Origin of the sequence: Burkholderia anthinoferrum (genome assembly GCF_002925705.1) — a bacterium.
Lineage (GTDB): Bacteria > Pseudomonadota > Gammaproteobacteria > Burkholderiales > Burkholderiaceae > Burkholderia > Burkholderia semiarida.
In genome coordinates this window covers 1-15,446 of record NZ_LFZP01000076.1, presented here as the reverse complement: position 1 = coordinate 15,446, position 15,446 = coordinate 1, and the positions used below count along the sequence as shown (strand labels likewise).

The 15,446-nt window shown below is 62.3% G+C and carries 11 protein-coding genes and 1 pseudogene; 7 read left to right on the top strand and 5 right to left on the bottom strand.

All coding sequences use genetic code 11. From position 1 onward, the window contains the following. From C5F75_RS35745 to C5F75_RS35735, 3 genes are all read right to left on the bottom strand, one after another. The coding region (locus C5F75_RS35745) for an IS66 family transposase (protein WP_456151275.1) at positions 1-414 on the bottom strand (414 nt) is incomplete at its 3' end. A gap of 31 nt (positions 415-445) precedes the next feature. Then, positions 446-796 carry an IS66 family insertion sequence element accessory protein TnpB gene (gene tnpB / locus C5F75_RS35740; RefSeq protein ID WP_146075243.1) on the bottom strand — a complete coding sequence of 117 codons (351 nt, stop codon included), beginning with the start codon at positions 794-796 and terminating at the stop codon, positions 446-448. Next, positions 772-1,320, bottom strand: a complete 549-nt coding sequence (locus tag C5F75_RS35735) for a transposase (RefSeq protein WP_104013522.1) — start codon at positions 1,318-1,320, stop codon at positions 772-774. Before C5F75_RS35735 ends, tnpB begins: the two co-directional genes overlap by 25 nt. Positions 1,321-1,864: 544 nt before the next feature. Between C5F75_RS35735 and C5F75_RS35730 the strand changes: the two genes are divergently transcribed. The 5 genes from C5F75_RS35730 to C5F75_RS35710 all read left to right on the top strand — a co-directional run bounded on the left by C5F75_RS35730 (position 1,865) and on the right by C5F75_RS35710 (position 9,428). Continuing rightward, a complete protein-coding gene (locus C5F75_RS35730; RefSeq protein WP_104013521.1) occupies positions 1,865-2,683 on the top strand; it encodes a fimbrial protein TcfA in 819 nt (272 codons plus the stop codon). 3 nt (positions 2,684-2,686) lie between these two features. After that, positions 2,687-3,187, top strand: a complete 501-nt coding sequence (cblA, locus tag C5F75_RS35725) for a cable pilus major pilin CblA (RefSeq protein WP_104013520.1) — start codon at positions 2,687-2,689, stop codon at positions 3,185-3,187. Between the two features lie 85 nt (positions 3,188-3,272). Beyond that, a complete protein-coding gene (gene cblC, locus C5F75_RS35720) occupies positions 3,273-5,975 on the top strand; it encodes a cable pilus usher protein CblC (protein WP_104013519.1) in 2,703 nt (900 codons plus the stop codon). Between the two features lie 74 nt (positions 5,976-6,049). Beyond that, positions 6,050-7,210, top strand: a complete 1,161-nt coding sequence (locus C5F75_RS35715; protein WP_104013518.1) for a CfaE/CblD family pilus tip adhesin — start codon at positions 6,050-6,052, stop codon at positions 7,208-7,210. A gap of 55 nt (positions 7,211-7,265) precedes the next feature. After that, a complete protein-coding gene (locus tag C5F75_RS35710; RefSeq protein ID WP_104013517.1) occupies positions 7,266-9,428 on the top strand; it encodes an ATP-binding protein in 2,163 nt (720 codons plus the stop codon). Positions 9,429-9,473: 45 nt separating this feature from the next. On the opposite strand, the gene C5F75_RS35705 is transcribed toward C5F75_RS35710, so the two are convergent. Further along, positions 9,474-12,008, bottom strand: a complete 2,535-nt coding sequence (locus C5F75_RS35705; protein ID WP_104013516.1) for an ATP-binding protein — start codon at positions 12,006-12,008, stop codon at positions 9,474-9,476. 303 nt (positions 12,009-12,311) lie between these two features. On the opposite strand from C5F75_RS35705, the gene C5F75_RS35700 reads away from it, so the two are divergent. After that, on the top strand, positions 12,312-13,028 hold the full coding sequence (locus tag C5F75_RS35700; RefSeq protein ID WP_104013515.1) for a response regulator: 717 nt from the start codon (positions 12,312-12,314) through the stop codon (positions 13,026-13,028). A gap of 79 nt (positions 13,029-13,107) precedes the next feature. Here the strand turns inward: C5F75_RS35700 and C5F75_RS35695 are convergent. Further along, positions 13,108-14,249 (bottom strand): IS3 family transposase gene (locus C5F75_RS35695; RefSeq protein ID WP_407641375.1). Its coding sequence is split into 2 segments (ribosomal slippage): positions 13,108-13,997 and positions 13,997-14,249, totalling 1,143 coding nucleotides; the frame shifts between segments, so codons are not numbered across the junction. 933 nt (positions 14,250-15,182) lie between these two features. Between C5F75_RS35695 and C5F75_RS35690 the strand changes: the two are divergent. Beyond that, positions 15,183-15,446: pseudogene (locus tag C5F75_RS35690) on the top strand (GNAT family N-acetyltransferase); the annotation flags it as partial.

Here is a 15,446-nt window from a genome sequence, read left to right as displayed (position 1 = left end):
GAGCTGTTCGCTCGTTTCCACGCCGATCTCGACGAGAGCATGGCCATCATGCGCGCAGAACCGCTCGGACTCGGGCAACTCGTGCCGCACGACCTCGCGCGGCAGGTTAGGATCGAGTGGTTTGCGCCCGCGCTTGCCTCGCGTGTGGGCGGCGACCGATGTGCCAGGCATATCCTCGCGAGCGGGCGCGTCGGTAGTCGTCGCCAGCGCCTCGGCTTCGTTGAACAGGCCGAGCTGGTCGGCATGGCGCGCTTCGCTCGATGCGCCGAACAGTTCGTGCTTGTAGGCCCGCAGCTTCTCTTCGGCCAGATCGCGCTGAGCCGTCACGAGCCGAAGCTCGCCGCGCAACGCATCGCGTTCGGCGAGCAGTTCCTGGTATTCCTCAACACTCGGCATGACGGGGCTGTTCGGCATGGCCGATTAGACCATGTCACCTGCGTGGTGTTCAGCTCATCCGCGCGTAATATCGCTGGGGATGCTTCTGGATCACGGCCAGGTCGATTCCGTCGAGCAGCCAATGCAACTGCTCAGCGCTGAGGGTGATCGTGTCGCCTCCGTTCGGCCAGACGAAGCGGTCGGCTTCGAGTCGCTTGAGCAGCAACCAGAAGCCGTTGCCGCCCCAACCGAGGATCTTGATGCGATCGCGTCTTCGGTTGCCGAACACGAACAGCGCCGAGGTCATCGGGTCCAGGCGCATCGCCTGTTCGACCAGGATCGACAATCCGTTGATGCCCATGCGGAAGTCGACTGGATCCCGATGCAGATAAACCTTCAGTTCTTCGTCGAACCGGAACACGGCAGCCTCCCGAGCATCTGGATCACCGTGGCCAGCTCATCGACACTCGCCTCGCCAAGATCAAATTCGACACCATTCGACAGGCGCACATGTAACGAGAGCGCCATCAACGACGTGTCCGGTGGCAGTACAGGGGAAACGGCTGCCACTGTCGATGGCGATGGCGCCGTGACGACAGGGACAAATGCCTGCGCTTCACTCATCGGAACACGACATGCCGAACCCGGGATGTCGATCGATACGCGGTCTATCACCAGCGGGTCCGGTCTCGGTGGTGTTTGCAGCGTATGCTGCTGATGACGCGAGATCCAGCGACGCAACCGGTTCGGATTGACATCATGGTCCATGGCCACTCGGGCGATCGATACCCCCGGCTTCAGGCAAAACTCGACCAGCTCCCGCACCGCCTCTTCATCAAATTCCCGCCGACCATCCCGTCGACGGCCAACCACCAGTCTGCTTCGAAGGTCCTGTTTTTCTATCATCACGGTCTGAGTGCATGTGTCCACGCGGACACTTAGCATCAGACCTTCTGCCGCCCATTGGTAGGGCGTCGTTTATTGACGGCTTACCGTACTTCGTTGACCGGAACTGCTGGTCGCGCCGAACGTGGCAACGTCCATCCCCTACACGGGCGCGTAGACGAACTGCCCCTCGTTAGTCTCGGAAAGACGACGCCTTGCCGAACAGACGTCGCCGACGATTTTGTGCAAGTCGGCCAAATTTACGACCATTCTTATATCCGACCGGCTATGGGTTACGGATAATGACGACTATTGCTGCTGTTGATGCCAAGCTGCGAATGATGCTTGATCTGCTGGTGTAGTCCGCTGTCGAGTTTTGGACGGATCTCGTACTCCTGCCCGCCAAGGAGCAGTTGAAATTAAAACAGAGAAATGCGTTGCGATCGCTCGCTTTTGAGGCGCCAGCGCTCGCCAACGAAGGCGGACATGATTATTTGAGCCTGTTTCACGCAAGCCGAAAACCGTTTGGAATTCGCATCGAGCCGAATTCGAGCGATACACGAATGCTTATGAACGCATGAGATGAACTCCAGGTAAATAAGGCATGAAAATCATTAGTAACTGGAAAAATCGTAAATATACGAAATCGCTGGCCGCTGCCTCAATGTCGCTCGCCGCATCGGTCGCCAACGCGAACATGCTGGTCTATCCAATGGCGGCGTCGATCGGGGCTGGCAACGGCTCGGCTGCGGAGCTGCGTATCTATTCGAAATCCGATGCGACGCAATATGTGAAGGCGATCGTGAAGCGCGTGATCGATCCGGCGACGGATCACGAGCGCGAGGACAGCAGCATGAACTCTGGCGACGACGCGATCGTGATCTCGCCGGCCAAGTTCGCGTTGCCGGCGGGCGGGACGCGGCTTGTGCGGGTAATCCCGCTGGGCGTACCGCAGAAGGAGGTGCTGTATCGCGTCTACCTGCAGCCGGTGGTGGCGTCCGACGACGACTTCGCGGTGAAGGGGATTGTGTCCGGTAAGGTCGACTTCAGCCTCGTCTGGGCACCGCTCATCCGTGTGTTGCCGAAGACGCCCGTGCCAGATTTCGACGTGTCGAATGGCAAGCTGACGAATACCGGGAACGTGCGCATCGGTCTGCTCGAAGCCGGTGCATGCGAGTCCGAGGAGGGCGATGCTGCTTGCCGGTGGACGAAATTCGACCGCAGTGTCTACCCGGATCAGCAGTTTAGGCTGGAGGGGATGCATTCCGCACCTTATGTGCGAATCCGATATCGAGTGGGGGGGGTGACGGATGTACAGCAGAAGGTTGTGCGCACGCATTCCGTCGACGCGATGAACGCGCCGAGCGCGAATAACGAGACCCGGACGGGTCATACCATTGTTTCAACCAGTCAAAAGGACTAACCCATGCTGAAATACGTTCCGATCGCTGCGGCGGCGCTGATGTCGATGTCGGCCCACGCCGTCCAGAAGGACATCACGGTGACCGCCAACGTCGACACGACGCTCGAAATGCTGTCGGCAGACGGCTCCGCGCTGCCGACGACGATGCAGATGCAATATCTGCCGGGAGCGGGTCTTCAGGCCGCTGTAGTGAATACGAAGATCTTCACGAACGACAAGGCGAAGGATCTGCAGATCCGTCTCGCGACCGCTCCGTCGCTGAAGAACCAGACGAGCCCGGGTGCGGCGGAAATTCCGCTGACTGTCAAACTGGGCGACACTGAGTTGAGCACGACGTCGGCGACCCTGAAGGCCGCGGAACTCTTCCCCGGCGAACTGGCACAGGGCTCAAACGTGCTGCCGCTGTCGATCGGCCAGAAAACTGTCGCTGCCGTCACGGCGTCCGGCAGCTATCAGGGCCTGGTCAGCGTGATCCTCACGCAGAGCGCGGCGTCGGGTAGCTAAGCCCTTCCGTTGTATCGACGGGCGCGCCTGACCGGCGCGCCCTGTTTTTTGATAGTAGTCCTTCGGAAGTCATCCCTATTCCCTCATGATTCCATTCGACCTCAAGAAGACCGTTGTCGCATGCCTGAGCGCTCTGTGTGTGGTGGACATCGCGTCCGTCGCACAGGCCGCTTCGGCCGTGCCGCCGGGATTCGAGGACATCATGACGGGACATGACGAACGCATCAACGTCAGTTTTCTCGGCAAGCAGCTAGGCCTGTTTCGCGTGTTCGTGACACCGGACACGGTGCGTTTCGAAGATCCCGCGCGCATCTTGCAGGCGCTCGGCTCGCAGGTGAACCCGACGGCGGACATGTCGACGATAGGCGATGCGCTGTCGAAGTCGATGGCGCGCAACGGCAACCTTGCCTGCGCGGGCCAGGCCGGCGTGAACGGCTGCGGGTATGTCGATACCGACAGCGCGGCCGTGATCTACGACGAAGGCGAAGGGAACATCGAGTTGTTCCTGGCGCGCGACTGGGTGAGCACCGAACAGCGCGACCAGCGGTTTCGCGAGCCGTCGCCGCTGACGGAAAACGCCCTCATCCATCAGCAGACGATCAACCTGTCGGGCGGGCGCGGCTACGAAAGCTTGTCCGTGTCCGGCACGGGTGCGCTCGGCATCACGCGGAAGAGTTTCATCGGCGGGAACTGGAACTTTACCCATACAGGCTATTCGGGGCGATCGGACAGCCGCGTCCAGCTTCAGGATCTCTACTACCGCCACGATATCGGCACCGAGCACTACGCGCAAGCCGGTCGGATGGACAATCGCAACCTCGCGAGCGCGCTCGGCGGCAACTTTGGGTTCACGATGTTGCCGGTCGGCACGCTCGACGGCGTGCGCGTTGGCACGACGCTCGCCTATGTGAATCCTGAAGTCGCGCAGCAAGGCACGCCGGTCACGCTGCTGTTGCCGCGCGATTCGCGTATCGATGCGTATCGCGGGCAGGAGCTGCTGGGCACGATCTACATGAAGGCCGGCGTCAATGCACTCGATACGTCGCGCTTTCCGGAAGGCACCTATCCGCTGACGCTGCGCGTGTTCGAGAACGGCGTGCAGGTGCGCACGCAGACGACGCCGTTCACGAAGACCGGTGGCGGCATCAATTCGCGCACCGTGCAATGGTTCGCGCAGGCAGGCCGACCGTCCGACCGGGATGCACCCGACGGCATGGCCGCGGCAGCCGGTGTGCGGATTCCGCTGTTGCGGGAAATGGCGCTGACGAGCGGCATCGCGACTGTCGGCCAGCACGTGTACAACGAAACGGCCCTGGAGTGGCGCCATGCGTTTCCGCTGGGCGTGCTCTCCGCCGGCGGTTCGTTCTTCGTCGGCAACGACGGTTCGCGCGGCAACACGCAGCAGATTTCGTTCGCCGACGGCGTGTCGTGGAGCGTGTACCGCTACCAGATGCGCGGCGCGGCGTGCAATGGCGCGGTCGTGTCGTATCGCGACATCGGCTGTTATGACATGCTGAACGCGACCGTGTCGTTTCCGCTCGGAAGCTGGTCGGCAATGCTCGGCTACTCGTACAACAAGAGCGTCGGGCGGTCGCGGGACTGGCAGTCGGACACGCCGGACCGTCCATGGGCAACGCCCGTGTTCAGTCAGGGAGACGAGGTGTCGCGCGCGCTGCAGGCATCGCTGTCGCGATCCGTCACGTGGCGTAAGATCAGCGCGAACCTGCGCATCGGCGCGTACGCGAACCGCAACACCGGTGCTCGCAGCGAGTACGGCGGCTATGTCGGCGTGACGCTGTCGATGGCGGAGCCCGCGATGCGACCCGGGAGCGCGTCCGCTTACACATCGGCGGGCGTCGACGTGCGCACGGATCGCAACAGTACGACGACGAACTACACGCTCGACCGCAACTGGAACTGGCAGGGCGACACCTACCGGGAACTCGCGCTTGGCCTGTCGGGATATGGAACCGACAGCCTGACGGGTACCGTGCAGGGCCGCTGGAAGGGGCGCTACGGCGACGTCGCCGGGTCGGTCGCGAACAGCTACAGCCGCGACAGCGGTGGCAACAATCCATCGGTGACGGCGAGCTACTCGTCGTCGTTCGCGGTGGCGCGCCAGGGTGTGTTCCTCGGCGCGTCCGCGTCGCAGTCGGATCCGCTCGCGGGCTTCGCCGTGCGGGTCGGCAAGCACGACGATGCGAGCGGCATGGCGGCCGAGGTGCATAGCGATTCGAGCGCGCGAATCAAGGTCGGCTTCGGCCAGCGCGCACTGTTGCCGGTGTCTGCCTTCACGCCCGTGACGACCGAAGTGAACGACGCAGGCGCGCAGGCGTCCGCAGGGGCGACGAGCGTGTCCGAGGGGCTCGGCAAGCGCACGTTGTTCATGGTGCCGGGGCAACTCGCGCTGCGCGATGTCGACGCGAAGGTGACGTACACCTATGTCGGCCAGGCATTCTCGAAGGGTGGTATGCCGCTGTCGGACAGCGTGATTCTAAACGGTGCGATGCCGTTGATCGACAGCCAGGGCGGCTTCATCGCCGAACTTGATCATAAGGAAAGCGAATTGTTTGTCGTGGATGGACCGACGCTGCTGCGTTGCCCGCTGCATGTGGAGAGCCAGCAGGACGTGCTGATGATGGTGGGCAAGGTGCGCTGCGAAGTGGCGGGGCCGGACGCATTACCGGAGTCGCTGCGCAAGCAGGCCCACGTGCGCAAGCTGCTGGAGCATCGATATGTGATGTCGATGCGGGAGCGGGCACCGGCCATGGCCGACTCGTCGCAGTGAGGTACAGGACGTGCGCCGGAAGGCGATGTGCGTTGCCGCCCGCGACTCCGAAACCATAAGGAACAGCTATTCAAATGCTATATATCAATCGAATTAGCCGTCGGGCGATCGTCCTGACGGTCATGCTGGGCGTACTGTCGGTCGATGCATTGGCGGTCATGCAAGCGCCCGCGGATCGTAACGATACGGTACAGGCCACGCGGGATCGCGGTGCGCCGCTGGGCGACGTCGTGATCTTCGACGGCGCATTGGGCGGATATGATTCGAGCGATCCGGCCAAGTGGGGGCGAAATTCCTGGACTTGCCAATCGTCAACCGATCCGGCGAGCGGCGCGTGCCCGACCCAAACCGTATGGGCCGTGGGGGGCGACTCGACCGTCATCAAGCTTTTGTTCAAGGAAGAAAAGACCGGGGCGACGGCTGTGCTGAACCTCAAAGGCTCAAAAACGTACGTGCTCAGCCAAGATTGCAGCGGTAATGCCATTCCTCTAGTCTTCTCGACCATCCGACACCCGATTGAACAGGCGGTGAGCGCTGGCGTCCCCGGTTGCACTAATAATACAGTTTGGGACGGGCGCGCGCTCTATGTCACGATTCCCGCCGATGAACTGAAGAAACTTCCGTCCGGCGGAACGTGGAAGGGGAGCCTGCAGTTGAACCTGAAAATGTGGGATCCGGATTCGACGGTCGGCATCTTCAGGGCGGCGATCACGCTGAACACCAGCGACAAGAACAACATCCAGGTCTATCTGCCGGAGTTCGCCAGCGCGACGCCCATTGTCGATCTTAAGCTGCGCAAGCTGCCGAACGGCAGCCGGATGTCGGGGACGTCGAACGTCGACATGTGCCTGTACGACGGCTATAACTCGCAGAGCACATGGTTCGACGTATCGGCGAGCGACGGTCTCACGATCGACCGCCGCGACAACGGCCAGTATTCCGTCCTGCTCGCCTCGGACAAGAGCGGCGCCTACGAATCGCGCGTCGACTACACCGTGAGCCTGACGTACGCAGGCAAGAAGATCGCGCTGCCGAACAACGAAACGGTGCGGCTTCAGGGCGTGAACAACAGCGCGGGTCGCTCGGTCACGCTGCCGGGCATTTCGGTGCCGGTCGTCTGCACGCCGACGCCATTGACTCTCGAGACGCCCGAATTCCAGTCGGTCTGGAAGCGTCCGGGCACATACAGCAGCAAGCTGACGATTACGTTCACGCCATCGTCCGTCAGCCTCTAGCGCGTTGGATGCCAGCGACACGGGTATCCAACGCGCCATCGCAAGCGAACCAACTATGAACGCAAGGTTTTCCGCGCATGGCCCGGTCGGGCGCATGCTTCGCCACCTGTTGACGGCGCTGCTGCTGTTGACGGTCTCCGCCGGTGCGAGCGCCGCCAACGTCTGCTGGAAGCCGATCTTCACCGACGAGGAGCTTCGCTGGATCGGCGATCATCCGGTCGTGCATATCGCAGTCGAGGCGCATTGGCATCCAATCGAATACTTGCGCAACGGCCGGCACGCAGGGCTCGTCGCGGGCTACCTCGGCGCAATCTCAAAAATGACCGGTCTGGTGTTCGAGACAGTGTCCGGTACCGAGTGGGGGCACGCGTACGATGCGCTCGCGGCCGGCAAGGTCGATTTGCTCCCTGGCGTCTGGCGCGAACTGGTGCCAGAACGGATCGGCCCCGGCGCCCTCGTCAGCGCACCGTACCTGGTCGGCCGGCTGACCGTCGTGACCCGCAATGACTCAGCGATGATTTTCACGCTGCAACGGTTGAAGGGCCGGCGCGTCGCGATCAAGGGGCACGGTGCGGTCGAGTACTTCGTCGGTCATAGCGGCGTGCCACTCGACGTGCGGACGTTCGACACCGAAGAGCTCGCGCTTGCCGCTGTCGCCAACGGCGATGCCGACGCCGCGCTCGGCGTCGACGTCACGATCCTGCCGATCATGCGGCGCAAATTCACCGGCCAACTCTACATGTCCGGTATGCTGGCCGACCGCCCGGTGTCGCTCGCAATGCTCACGCGCGCCGATCTGCCGATCCTTGCATCGATCATCGACAAGTCGCTCGCGGCAATTCCGGTCAGCGAGACGGCCGGGATCACGCGGGAGTCGATCGAGCTGGGCGACTACGGCAAGCCAACGATCCGCTCGATCGTGCATTATCGCGCCCCGGTGGTTCTGGCGATCGTCTTGACCTTGTTGACGTTTGCGGTGCTCGCTTACCTGATGTGGAAATCTCGTGCGGCGGCCATCCGCAGCAAGCGCGACAAGGCGATGTTCCTGGCTTTCGTCAGTCACGAGATCCGCACGCCGATGCAGACGGTCTTGTCTTCGCTCGAATTCCTGCAGCGTTCGCAGCTTTCCGTGCAGCAGGCCGGCCGGGTGGATGCGGCCGTAGCGGCTTCCGGAACCCTGCTGACGCTGCTCGACGATATCCTTGACTACTCGCGCCTCGAGTCGCGAAAGGTCACGCTGTCGCCGCAGACGGTCGATCTCGAGGCGTGGGCCCGTCAAACCGTCGACATGGTGCGCTGGCGTGCAGATCGAAAGGGGCTGACGTTGACGCTCGACGTGTCGGGGCCGCCGTCGTTGCACGTGTCGATCGATCCCGTTCGCGTGCGCCAAATCGCGTTAAACCTGCTCGTCAACGCGATCAATTTCACGGCGAACGGGGCCGTTACGCTGCGCGTCCGCTATCTGGCGGCACGCCACGGGCACAACGGTACGTTGTGCCTCGACGTGCGCGACACCGGCATTGGCATCGCGTCCGATCGCATCATCCATGTCTTCGAACCATACTGGCAGGCTGATCGCGCGCCGCAACCGGGCATCGGCGGCTGCGGACTCGGCCTCGCGATCAGCCGTGAGCTAGTGGAACTGATGCGCGGCTCGATCGCGGTCGACAGTACGCCGCACGTCGAGACTGTCTTCACCGTGCAATTGCCGGTGATGGTGGTGGAAGCAACGCCGCCACTACCGTCGCGCCCGGCGCCGGCTTCAACCGATGCGACGAGCGTTGCGATAGCTGTGCCGTTGCAGCGGGCCACCCAACGCGTGTTGATCGTCGACGATCACGAGACGGTGCGCGCCGCGTTGCGGGATCAATGCGATGCGCTCGGCTGTGTCGGCATTGTGGCCGGCACGGGCGAAGACGCGTTGTGGCACATCGCGCACGGCCGCATCGACATGGTGTTGCTCGACTGCAACCTGCCCGACATCGACGGCTATGCGCTCGCGCGCATGATCCGTCAGGAAGAAGCTGCACGAAAGACCGGGCACGTGCCGATCATCGCGATTTCGGCGGGGTCGGGCGATGCGCACAAGGTGCGGTGCCTGGAGAGCGGAATGGACGGCGTGCTCGGCAAGCCGTTGCGCCTGGAGACGCTGCGCAAGACGATCGGCACGTGGTGCCCGCTCGACGGCGACGCGTCTGACCGCGCTGCGCTGCGGTAGGATCGTGGCGCGCCGCGTTGGCTGCGTCGAGTCTGCGCGGGGGGCTCATGTGTCGGAGTCGCCTGCGTCGTTCGTTCCCGCGGCGGGCCCCGCGATGTCGGCACGATGCGCGCGCAACAGTGCGTTGCCCAGCGTGCGAATCGCCAACGGCATGCCGTCTGTCATGAACTGCAGCCGGCGTTCCAGTTCGGCGGCCAGTTCGCTCGTCGCCACGTGGCCGGCAACGGCCGCCGCCCCCTTGATGCGGTGTGACGCGTGGCGTGCGCGCTCGACGTCGCCGTTCGCGAGCGCGTCGTCGAGCGCCGCCAGATCCGCGTCGACGCTTTGCCGGTAGATTGCGCGGAAATCTGGCTTCGCCGCTCGTAGCTGCGCGATTGGCGAAACCACCGCTTCGGGCGCGCTGGCCGGGCACCACAGGTCGATCATCTCGCGCAGCACGTCGAGCCGCAGCGGCTTGCCGAGCACGCCGTCCATACCGCTGTCGAAGCAGCGTTCGCGATGCGCGTCGCCGGTGGAGGCCGAGATCGCGATGATCGGCGTGCGCGCGCGTTGCCGCTGTCGCTCTTCGTCGCGCATGCGCTGCACCACCGTGTAGCCGTCGATGTCGGGCAGGTCGCAGTCGAGCAGCACCATGTCGAACGCCATGCGCGCGAATTGCGCGAGAGCCCGTGCGCCGGTGCCGGCGACGACCGAGCGGCATGCGAGCGCGTCGAGCTGATGCCGGATCGCGTGCTGCACCGCTTCATGATCGTCGACCACCAGGATCAACGGTCCGCCGTCTACCGGGGGCGACCGGCCGGCGTCCGGCGCCGCGTGCGCGGGCTCTGGCGGCGCGGCTTCGGCCTGCGCGGCGCGCATGTCCGTCAGCGTGGGCGGCAGCGCGTGCGCGATGCGACGTGCCGGCAGGATCACGGTGAAGATCGTGCCCTTGTCGGGGCTGCTACTGATGGTGACGACGCCTTTCATTAGGTCCACGAGGCCTCGGCAGATCGATAAGCCCAGGCCGCTGCCCCCCACGCGCGGATTGCCGGCGCGCTCGACGCGCTGATACGGCTCGAAAATGCGGCGCTGGTATTCCGGCGCAATGCCGACGCCGGTATCGCGGACTTCCAGCATGAGCGAACCGGCGCGATCGCGCTTGCTTTCGAGATAGTCGACTCGCAGCGTCACCGAACCGGCCGACGTGAACTTGATCGCATTGACGAGTAGGTTCAGCACGATCTGCCGAGTTCGCACCGGGTCGATCAGCACGCACAGGCAGGGCGGGCACGCGAGTTCGAGCGTGAGGCTCAGACCCTTCTCGTCGACGCGCCAGCGCACCATGTCCGCGCTGCGCTGGATCCACTGCACGACGTGCGTCGGCTCGGGCGCGAGCGTCACGTTGTGCGATTCGAGACGCGCGTATTCCAGCATGTCGTCGAGCAGCGTCAGCAGAGACTCCGACGCGGCCATCGCGGCATCCGCGCGGTCGGCCTGCTTCGGCGGCAGCTTCGAGCGCTGCAGCAGTTCCAGTGACGACAGAATCGTATGCATCGGGGTCCGAATTTCATGGCTGATGAATGCATAGAACATCGCCTTGTCGCGTCCGCTGCGCACCGCAGCGGTACGTGAGCGCCAGGACCCGATTGCGATTGCGGCGAGCGCCAGCAGCCCGGCGGCCGCCGCCGCGACCTGCCAGCGCCGGTAATACAGGATCGAGCGCAGCGACGGTTTGCCGTAGTCGGCCGATTCGTTCCACCGATGAGCGATCGCTTCGGCGTCGCGCGCGGGAATCACCGCCAACGACTTGTCGAGAATGGATGCAAGGACGGTCATGTCGCCGCGTGTGGCGATCGCCAGCGCATAAGGGTGTTCCGCCAGGCCGCCCGACACGAACAATTCGTTGCGGTATTGTCGTTGAACCAGTGGCAGGATCGACATATCGGGGCCAATGGCGAGATCGGCGTCGCCGTCGGCGACGGCTTCGAGCGCGTCTCGCTCGTCGTCGAAGGTAAGCAGCGTCAGCGGGATGCTGCCGCGGCGCAGGGCGGCCTCCAGCGCGCCTCCGCCCTTGATCGCAACACGCCGGCCGGCGAGATCGTACAGGTCGATGAATAGGTTCTGGTGCTCGGGCCCGACGACGATCAACGTGCCGACGAAATAGGGGCGCGTCGTGACGATCCCGCTGGCGGGCAGCGCGGTGCCGCTGGGCGCGGCCGCCCCCGACGTGGCGTTGGCCGCACGGTCGGCCGGCAGATCGGGCACGGTGTGCCAGGCGATGTCGGGAATGATGTCGATCCGGCCGGCGCGCAATGCGTGCCATGTGTCGCTCCACGTGACGCCGTCGACGTACTCGAACCGCAAGCCGCTGATTTGGGCGATCGCGTCGAGATATGACGGCACCACGCCGACGACCATGCCGTTCTGCCGGAATTCGAACGGGCGCCACCTCGCGTCGACACGCGCGTGGACCACGGGATGCGCGGCGATCCACGCCTTTTCTTCGGCGGTAAACTGCGGCGCGTCGGCAGACTGTCCGGGCGCTGGGAGTAGCCCGATCACGATGCCGATCAGGACGGCGCGACCCTTCCACCTTACCATGCTGGTGTCCTCTCCTCCCATTGTCGGCGGGATTGCCACCGCGTCGGCCGCGCCGGGGCGCCCTAGCCCGCGCGACTGGCACCGAAAACTTAACCTAACATCATAGGGGGCAGGCGACAGAAGCGCAACGCCACATGGATTTTCGAGAGGAAAATGATGGGGAGGGAGTTAACCTACGAGGGTAAAATCTAACCGGAAAATCGAAGAACTGATATCGATAGGGAATGGCGCCGGCCGTCGCGCACCACGACGATCGGCGACGCATCCGGTCACAGCCGTTCTGAAATAGAGAAAGGGTTAGCAATGAGGTCAAAACACCAACCGATCCGCGTCGTGATCCTGGACGACCACGCCGTAGTCCAGCACGGGATCGCCAGTTTTCTGACCGAGAAGACCGGCATCGAAGTAGTGGCGAGTTTCGCGAAATCGCGCGATCTGATTCGCTGGCTCGAAATGAATCGCACTGATGTCCTATTGCTCGATTACACGCTCGGTCCGGGCGAGATTGACGGCCTTAACCTCGTCAAGTTGGTGAATACGCGGTTTCCCGGCTGCCGCATTCTGATGACCTCGAGCAGCGACACGGCTGCTACCGTGAAGATGACAATGCGCGCCGGCGCGCTCGGCTTCTTCGGCAAAAGGGAGGGACTTGGCGAGCTGGCCCACGCCATACGCGTCGTCGCAAGTGGTCGACCATATGTCAGCGCCGATCTTGCCGCGCGAATAGAATCGAGCAGTTCGCACGATCCCCGCTCGAAAGACATAGAGCCTGAGGCGGGGGGCGCCGAGCTCTCGATCGATTTGGCTTCATACGGAAAGGTAGGACTCACCCCGCGCGAGCATGAGGTCCTGCGCTGCTTTCTCGCCGGTATGTCGGTCTCGGACATTGCGTCAAAGTTCTCGCGTAGCCGCAAGACGATCAGTGCTCAAAAGCAGGCGGCGTTTCGCAAGCTCGGCATACGGACAGACGCAGAGCTTTTTGCGTCGCGCCAATTAGTCGAGGATGTTCTCAATTCCTGATTGAGGCTGCGGTGACCTGCCCCCGGTTTTAGTCCGAACTGCAGTTCGAGTCCGAGGTTAAAATGACCCTGAACCAGAATCAGTCCCGGTCGGAAGTGGAGATTTCCGGCTTGGTTGAGTTGTCAGGCGAGGTGGATTTCCTTGCCTGACGGGCGAATTCGGCGGGTGTCATCCACTGCAATGCGGAGTGGGGACGAACCTCGTTATAGTACGTGCGCCAGTCGTCGATTTTGCTCTGCGCGTCGGCCAATGACAAGAACCAATGTGCGTTCAGACATTCCTGCCGAAAGCGCCCGTTGAAGCTTTCGACCTTGGCGTTGTCAGTAGGCGTGCCCGGCCGGCTGAAATCCAGTTCAACGCCATGTTCATACGCCCACCGGTCCATTGCCTTCGAGATGAATTCGCTACCATTGTCGACCTTGATCGTGGCAGGGTGCCCGCGCATGGCGGTGATACGCGTCAGCGCTTCGACCACATGCTCTCCCTTCAGACTTTGTCCGACCTCGATGGCCAGGCATTCCCGTGTGTAGTTGTCGACAACGGTCAGCGTCCGAAGGCGTCTCCCGTCGAAGAGTGCGTCTGCAACGAAATCCATGCTCCAGATTTCGTTGATCGCGGTCACGATGTGCTTGGGCTGTCGCAGCCGAGCCGATTTGTTACGTCGCGGCCGCTTGTGCCGCAGTGACAGGCCGTCCGCACGATACAACCTGTAGACGCGCTTGCAATTATCTCGCCAGCCTTCCCGTCGCAGGACCACGTGAACGCGCCGATACCCGTAGTGCACGCGCGTAGCTGTGATTTCCTTGATACGCATGAGCAGCGCCGATGAATCACGCGCAACTGACTGATATCGATACAGCGAGCGAGACATGCCAAACAACGCGCAGGTCTTCGTCAGACTCGTTCGATAGCGATCACGCAATTCATCGATCAACATGCGCCGACGGGAAGGCTTCAGAGCTTTTTTGCGAGTACGTCCTGCAGCATGGCCTTGTCTAGGCTCAGATCCGCCACGAGCCGCTTCAACTTCGCGTTTTCCTCTTCGAGCTGGCGCAAGCGGCGCAACTCAGAAGGCCCCAATCCTCCGAATTTCTTCTTCCAGTTGTAGAAAGTCGCCTCGCTGATTCCGAGCTTGCGACAGATCTCTTCGACCTTCGTACCCAGCTCGGCTTGCTTCAGTGCAAATGCGATCTGCTCTTCCGTAAACTTGCTCGTCTTCATGGCATGGCCTTCGTGTCCGCTTGGACACATCATGCCGAATTTCTCTACTTTTGAACCGGACTATTTCTTGGGTCAGGGTCATGATGGCCATGGGCCACGCGCGGGGTTTCTATACATTGTTCCCGCAACCTAAGCCTGCGGCCCAGTTGACGGTGGTTGAGCGCGTCCAAGCTATGACCTCAACCGCCAATAGGCGCTGAGTGAGGTTGAAGTAGAACGTGCTCTATGTCGCCAATGCAGCGCCGTTGAGCATCGAAGCTCAGAGGAGGTTGAATTGGGTGGTCAATTAATGTAAGTCTCTGACTTGAAAGATTTTATGACGGCCTGCAAAGCCCTTTAGGCCGGTTCGACTCAGGTTCGCGCCTTCAGGAAAAGCCCCTCTTCGGCGGTGCTTTTCCTGCGACTACACTCGTCGTTACGTGACCGGCAGAAACGCGGTGTGACGAGATGACCAGCCCGAGGTCACCAGTGGCCCACATGAGATCGCTCAAAGTTCGCCATCCGGCCAGTTGTTGGCGATGGCGGAACTCGTTGGCGCCGTTTTCCGCTTTAGGCCGGAAGCCGACGCTCGTAGCCGTCGGCATTCGGCCAATTGGAGCCGCTCGTGGTCGCTGCCTGAACCGGTGACAATCTTGAGATCGCTATTGACAGCTACGCTCTAGAACGGCAATCTCCCCTTATGAACTACGACGCGCGCAATTTTATGATGTGCACCATGACCGCCACTGGCGAGTCGTGGGAATCGTGACGTTCATACATCGCACATAGATTTCCTCAACGGCCCCGCCAGTCATGACGGGGCCGTATCTTTTCGACCGCTCCGTTTTATATTGGCTCAAACAGGAGTGGTTGCATGCACGACAAAGTATCTGTTTTCCAGAGTCTGAGTCTTATCGACGGCTGGTCTCGGCCGCTCGCGCCGAGGAACTCCCAATGCTGACGATACGCAAAGCCACCAGTGGCGACGTGCTCGATGCGTGGGATATTCGAAAGACTTCAGTGCTTGCCGCGTGCGCTAAAGATTATCCGAAAGCATCCCTGTCGGCGTGGGTTGACGGCTCACCAACCGACAAATGGGCCAGCGTTGTCGAACGCGACTTTTACGTAGCCGTCGACGAGGGATTGGTCGTTGGCACCGGGATGCTTACCGCTGCAAGCGGGCAGGTAGATGCAATTTTCGTCCGGCCGTCTCACATG

What these genes read in the sequence shown, in the direction of transcription:
- cblA (WP_104013520.1), top strand. Translation starts at nt 2,687, where the DNA reads ATGCTGAAATACGTTCCGATCGCTGCGGCGGCGCTGATGTCGATGTCG.
- C5F75_RS35730 (WP_104013521.1), top strand. Translation starts at nt 1,865, where the DNA reads ATGAAAATCATTAGTAACTGGAAAAATCGTAAATATACGAAATCGCTG.
- C5F75_RS35710 (WP_104013517.1), top strand. Translation starts at nt 7,266, where the DNA reads ATGAACGCAAGGTTTTCCGCGCATGGCCCGGTCGGGCGCATGCTTCGC.
- C5F75_RS35700 (WP_104013515.1), top strand. Translation starts at nt 12,312, where the DNA reads ATGAGGTCAAAACACCAACCGATCCGCGTCGTGATCCTGGACGACCAC.
- cblC (WP_104013519.1), top strand. Translation starts at nt 3,273, where the DNA reads ATGATTCCATTCGACCTCAAGAAGACCGTTGTCGCATGCCTGAGCGCT.
- C5F75_RS35705 (WP_104013516.1), bottom strand. Translation starts at nt 12,008, where the DNA reads ATGGTAAGGTGGAAGGGTCGCGCCGTCCTGATCGGCATCGTGATCGGG.
- C5F75_RS35715 (WP_104013518.1), top strand. Translation starts at nt 6,050, where the DNA reads ATGCTATATATCAATCGAATTAGCCGTCGGGCGATCGTCCTGACGGTC.
- C5F75_RS35735 (WP_104013522.1), bottom strand. Translation starts at nt 1,320, where the DNA reads ATGCTAAGTGTCCGCGTGGACACATGCACTCAGACCGTGATGATAGAA.